Origin of the sequence: Methanosarcina sp. A14 (assembly GCF_001729375.1) — an archaeon.
GTDB lineage: Archaea > Halobacteriota > Methanosarcinia > Methanosarcinales > Methanosarcinaceae > Methanosarcina > Methanosarcina barkeri.
In genome coordinates this window covers 1-5,165 of record NZ_LZPK01000135.1, presented here as the reverse complement: position 1 = coordinate 5,165, position 5,165 = coordinate 1, and the positions used below count along the sequence as shown (strand labels likewise).

Here is a 5,165-nt window from a genome sequence, read left to right as displayed (position 1 = left end):
ATAATAAAAAATAATAAAAAATAATAAAAAATAATAAAAAATAAAAGAAAATAATAAAAAATAATAAAAAATAATAGAAAATAATAAAAAATAATAGAAAATAATAGAATATAATAAAAAATAATAAAAACCAAGAAAAGTAGTGAGTGATATTCCTAACGGGAGTACATACTCAAAAAAATTATATTTTGAGAAAATTAAATTTTGAAGATTGATATATTCTGAAAAATAAGAATGTAAAAAATCTGAAGAAAGACTTATATATTATGTATATGTTTGCTTTTCCACAAATTGAACATAGTGCTTAATGAGTAGCTGAGGTGCGTATATATGTACGGCACTGAACGGATAATTCCCGGGACAATTATTGCAGGCCCTGAACTGGAACCTATTGAGGGGTATATCTGCGTAAAGAGAGGAATAATTACGGAGATTGGGGAAGAGCATACACTCTCTAAGAACATAATTGCTCCCTGTTTTGTCAATGCACATACTCATCTTGGAGACTCGGTATTCAAAGACCCTCCTCTGGGAAAAGTTTCTGGATTTAGGACTCAAAGAGACCTGGATGCTCTTGTAAAACCTCCTGACGGGTTAAAACACAGGATATTAAGAGACACGCCATACACAACCCTGATAGAGGGTATGAGAAGGTCCTTGCTGGACATGATAGAAACCGGAACCTGTGCTTTTGCGGATTTCAGAGAAGGAGGTGTTGTAGGGGTTGCAGCCCTGAATAAAGCTCTCGAAGGACTTAAACTCCATTCCATGATACTGGGCAGACCTACAGAACCTGAACAGCCACTTCAGGTTGTACTGGCAGAAGTAAGAAGAATTCTTTTACATTCTACCGGACTTGGAATGAGTGGGGCAAATGACCTTGATCTCGAACTATTGGAGAATATTGCTACCTGCACACGGCAGCGTAGAAAATTCTTTGCGATCCATGCCGGAGAAAAAGATACGAGCGACATAGAAAAAGCACTGTCACTTGAGCCAGATCTTCTGATTCATATGACAAATGCCACAAAAAAAGATCTTGAAAACGTGGCTGATGCGAAGATTCCGGTTGTTGTCTGTCCGAGGTCTAACCTAATAACAGGAGCAGGAATTGCACCTGTTGCCGAGATGCTGGAAGCGGGGATAAAAGTAGCTGCAGGAACGGATAATGTAATGTTAAATTCTGTAAATATGTTTGCTGAAATGGAATTTATGTCTAAAATTTATTCCATTGATGACAGGCAAGTATTTAAAATTTGCACACTTAATGGTTCCTTTGTAATGGGATCTGATTCTACGGGTTCGATACAAAAGGGGAATAAAGCTAATCTCATGATCCTGAATGGAAATTCCAATAATCTTGCAGGGATAAAGAACCCCATAAGTGGAATCACAAGGCGGGCAAGACCCGATGACATACTATCAGTACTTCATTCGTAAAGCAAATGGAGAACAGACATGATGAGCGAATTTTACCGGAATATAGTGATTGCAACAGACGGATCCGAGAACAGCCTTAAGGCTATTTCTTACGGTATTGAGATTGCAAAACTCAGCGGGGCCACGGTTCACGCTCTCTACGTAATAGATATAACTTCTTTTTCTTCGATACCTATGGATGCAGGATGGGAAGCAATATATGATACCCTGAGAGGAGAAGGGGAGAAAGCGATATCCATGGTACAGGAACGCGGAAAAGTCTCAGGAGTTGAGGTAAGAGAAGTTCTGTTGGAAGGTCACCCAAGTAATGAAATTATAAATTTTGCAGAAAACAATAACGCTGACCTGATAGTTGTTGGCACCCTCGGAAAAACCGGACTAGACAGGTTTCTGATGGGAAGTGTTGCAGAGAAAGTAGTAAGAGGCTCAAAAGTCCCGGTCCTGGTTGTCCGGAGTGAAAAACAAGATTAAGACTTTCTGCTAACTGGAAGCCTTTTGAGAAAATAAACAGAGGAGAAAGAAAACCAGGATTCAGAGTATACAAAGGTGTAGATTACATGCCAAAAAACATCTTCATTGAAGATATCATGGTAAGGGATGTAGCAAGTGCAACCCTTCCAGGTTCAAGGGATGAGGTTCTTAAAATTCTTAAGAACAAGCACATTTCAGGAGTTCCAGTACTTAAAGACTCCAAAGTTGTGGGAGTTGTAACAAGAACAAACCTTTTACAAAACCCTGAAGAAGAACAACTGGCTCTTCTTATGACACGTGATCCGATAACCATATCCTCCGGATCGGATCTGCAGACTGCAGCACGCTTACTTTTGGAGCACCACATAAGAAGGCTTCCGGTGGTCGATGACGGGAAACTTGTAGGGCTTATTACTGTGGCAGATATTATAGGCACAATTGCAGACATGAACATCGATATTCCGATAAAGGACTACGTGGAAAAGAAAGTCGTTGCGATCTACAGTGAAACCCCTCTGCCCGTTGCTGCCAGAATTATGGAACTCGCAGGTGTTAAGGCTGTCCCGGTACTTGATTCAAACCTGGAGCTCATAGGAATAATCTCAGATCGTGATGTTATTGCTGCCAGCGTAATTGAAGACAGTGTAGAGATGTCAGATATGTCTGCAGGCCAGGACGATGACGCCTGGACCTGGGAATCGATGCGAGACACCATGAGTATTTACTACAGTGTCTCAAGGATTAAGGTTCCCAACCTGATAGGAAGCGATATAATGATAAGGGAACCAATCACAGCTACATATATTACATCTGTCAGCGACTGTGCACGTAAAATGAAACGAAACAGGATTGATCAGGTTCCGATTATCAATTCAAACCGGAAACTTCAGGGACTTTTGAGAGACCACGACCTCCTGAAGCCTCTAATAGAAATAGAATAAGTTAAGATTAAATCTCGCTTCTAAGAACCGTTAAACGTTTTTAACGTGAAGCGAAGAAGAATTAAGGTTATTTAAGAAAAAATAATATTATTTAAGAAAAGTAATATTATTTAAGAAAAGCAATATTATTTAAGAAAAGATAATATTATTTAAGAAAAGATAATATTATTTAAGAAAAGTAATATTATTTAAGAAAAATAAGGCTATTAATGCCTATTCAAAATTTTTTCCAGTAAGGAGGCATTCTCCCTAGAGACTCCTCCGAAAACTGCTTTATTCAGGAGCTAGAAAAATGGACAAACCTTTTGTTTTTATAAATTCTGCTATGTCAGCCGACGGCAAACTTTCAACAAAGGAACGGAAACAGGTCCGAATCTCCGGGAAACTTGATTTTGAACGGGTCGACGAACTCCGAGCCCAGGCAGACGCAGTTATGGTAGGTATAGGAACTGTCCTTTCGGACGATCCAAGCTTAACCGTAAAGTCTCCAGAGAGAAAGGCAGCCCGGAAAGCCGCAGGAAAAAACGAAAATCCAGTAAGGATCATTGTGGACAGTTCAGCAAGGACTCCGCTTGATGCTGATATTTTCAAAAAAGGAGACGGGCTCAGGATAATTGCCGTTTCAACTTCTGCACCTGCCGAAAAGATAGAAAAACTGGAAGAAAAAGCTCTCGTCATTAAAACAGGAACCTTTAAAGTTGACCTTACCGAGCTTGCAGCAAAATTAAAAGAAATGGGAATAAACACCCTCATGGTTGAGGGAGGAGCGACCCTAAACTGGGGTATGCTCTCTGCTGGCCTTGTTGATGAAGTCTATACTTTCGTTGGAAACCTTATAATAGGAGGAAAAACAGCCCCGACTTTTACGGATGGGGAAGGATTTTCAGAAGCCGAAATCCCTGAGTTAGAATTGCTTTCAACCGAAAAAATAGAAAAGGGGATACTTCTCAGTTGGAAAGTAAAAGGCAAGGAAAAATAAAATCAAATTGCCAATATATACCGTATTGTTAACTGGTACCGAGCTTAAGTACCGGGCTTAAGGTTACATTTTTCAAACTCGCCGTTATAATATACAAAGACCTCAAGTTCACACTTGCCTTTAAGAAAATCCCGTATTTTGCGGTCATATACGCTTTGAACGTGTTTCAGGCCGTTTTTTTGGAAGTGAGCCTTCACAGCTTCAAAAAACCCGACTATCTGTCTCAGGTAAGCCTCTTCATAAGCCCTTGTCTCCTGTGCAATTGCTCCACATTCGGAATCCTCAAGTTCGGAATAATAGCTTCCATGCTCGTTTAAGCCGCTTATCTGGCGCCAGTCCACTTTGCCCGAGTCATCAGCTTCCCTGTGAAGCATGTATGGATAGACCCTGCAGATTGAAGGACGCCTGTCATAAATTTTGCAGCGCTTATTCTCAAGGAAGATACAGGAACCATCAGGTTTTGTTTTCAAGGCGTAGCCTGAGACATAAAACCTACCCTTCTGGTCGCAAAACTCAGGATATGGAGCAGGAGTAACTGAATCCGGATTTATCTGCCTTATAACAGCCAGGTCTGCATCGAGCAGGAAAACGTGATCGTTAAACTCTTTTGTGCAGCAGCGTGCACAGAGTTCACATCTGAACCCCAGCTCTTTAATAATGCCTACAAATTCAGGGTCAGGAAATTCCTCTACGCCTGCAAGTTCTTCCCTTGCCTCTGTAAGCCTTGTTTCAATGTTATTCATTTTTACGCTAATCACCTTTTTAAGAAAAGAATCCTGCAAATCTACCTTATTTTACTTCCATGTCCGTAACATTTAATTACTAGCATTTCTTTTTATCATAGACCCAAGGCTTGATGACATTTATAATTTCGCACTTTCAGGCTTCAAGGAATATTAGATATTCTTCAATCATCAGTGAGAATTATCGATTTAACACTTAACACTATAACCAGGGAACACCTGTTTAAATACCTGTTTATTGAGACTCTGCCGAGGAGAAAAAAAATCCGCGGCAACCGGCAGTGTCCAGCAATAAGCGAATACCTGGATATATTACGTGATAAATTACAAATAAATTCAGAGAAAATTAAGATTAAACTTAACGAGGAATGATAATGGGCAAAACCGGCAGCATTGATTGGGTAAAAGTAAAAGGCAGAAAAGGCAGAGTAATTAAGGTCCAGAAGTCACAGGCTCAAAAAGCACACCCAGGACCTGCACAGCGCTTCAGTTCTTCAGGTCATAAGAGGCGCTTCATCAGAAGATCTGCAAAAGCTCTTGTAAAGTAATCTTAAGGGCTTTTAAATTTACTTTTTTGAATTTACTTTTTGA

The 5,165-nt window shown here is 39.9% G+C and carries 6 protein-coding genes; 5 read left to right on the top strand and 1 reads right to left on the bottom strand.

Translation table 11 applies throughout. The features are described 5' to 3' along the window. Positions 1 to 330 precede the first annotated feature (330 nt). From A9239_RS07515 to A9239_RS07500, 4 genes are all read left to right on the top strand, one after another. Entirely contained in the window at positions 331 to 1,440 is a 1,110-nt protein-coding gene (locus A9239_RS07515; protein WP_048156311.1) for an amidohydrolase family protein, read from the top strand. 18 nt (positions 1,441 to 1,458) lie between these two features. Beyond that, positions 1,459 to 1,911 (top strand): universal stress protein, encoded by a 453-nt coding sequence (locus A9239_RS07510; protein ID WP_048156314.1) that lies wholly within the window; start codon positions 1,459 to 1,461, stop codon positions 1,909 to 1,911. An 86-nt stretch (positions 1,912 to 1,997) separates the two neighbouring features. Beyond that, on the top strand, positions 1,998 to 2,852 hold the full coding sequence (locus A9239_RS07505) for a CBS domain-containing protein (protein ID WP_048121894.1): 855 nt from the start codon (positions 1,998 to 2,000) through the stop codon (positions 2,850 to 2,852). Positions 2,853 to 3,144: 292 nt separating this feature from the next. Then, positions 3,145 to 3,831, top strand: a complete 687-nt coding sequence (locus tag A9239_RS07500; protein ID WP_048121897.1) for a 2,5-diamino-6-(ribosylamino)-4(3H)-pyrimidinone 5'-phosphate reductase — start codon at positions 3,145 to 3,147, stop codon at positions 3,829 to 3,831. Between the two features lie 44 nt (positions 3,832 to 3,875). Here the strand turns inward: A9239_RS07500 and A9239_RS07495 are convergent, their stop codons facing one another. Then, positions 3,876 to 4,574: a YkgJ family cysteine cluster protein gene (locus A9239_RS07495; protein ID WP_230628974.1), complete on the bottom strand. Its 699-nt coding sequence runs from the start codon at positions 4,572 to 4,574 to the stop codon at positions 3,876 to 3,878. Between the two features lie 374 nt (positions 4,575 to 4,948). Between A9239_RS07495 and A9239_RS19415 the strand changes: the two genes are divergently transcribed. Continuing rightward, on the top strand, positions 4,949 to 5,122 hold the full coding sequence (locus A9239_RS19415; protein WP_158498980.1) for a DUF5350 domain-containing protein: 174 nt from the start codon (positions 4,949 to 4,951) through the stop codon (positions 5,120 to 5,122). Positions 5,123 to 5,165 lie beyond the last annotated feature (43 nt).

Coding starts and splice junctions, on each gene's coding strand:
- A9239_RS07500 (WP_048121897.1), top strand. CDS start 3,145: ATGGACAAACCTTTTGTTTTTATAAATTCTGCTATGTCAGCCGACGGC.
- A9239_RS07510 (WP_048156314.1), top strand. CDS start 1,459: ATGATGAGCGAATTTTACCGGAATATAGTGATTGCAACAGACGGATCC.
- A9239_RS07495 (WP_230628974.1), bottom strand. CDS start 4,574: ATGAATAACATTGAAACAAGGCTTACAGAGGCAAGGGAAGAACTTGCA.
- A9239_RS07505 (WP_048121894.1), top strand. CDS start 1,998: ATGCCAAAAAACATCTTCATTGAAGATATCATGGTAAGGGATGTAGCA.
- A9239_RS19415 (WP_158498980.1), top strand. CDS start 4,949: ATGGGCAAAACCGGCAGCATTGATTGGGTAAAAGTAAAAGGCAGAAAA.
- A9239_RS07515 (WP_048156311.1), top strand. CDS start 331: ATGTACGGCACTGAACGGATAATTCCCGGGACAATTATTGCAGGCCCT.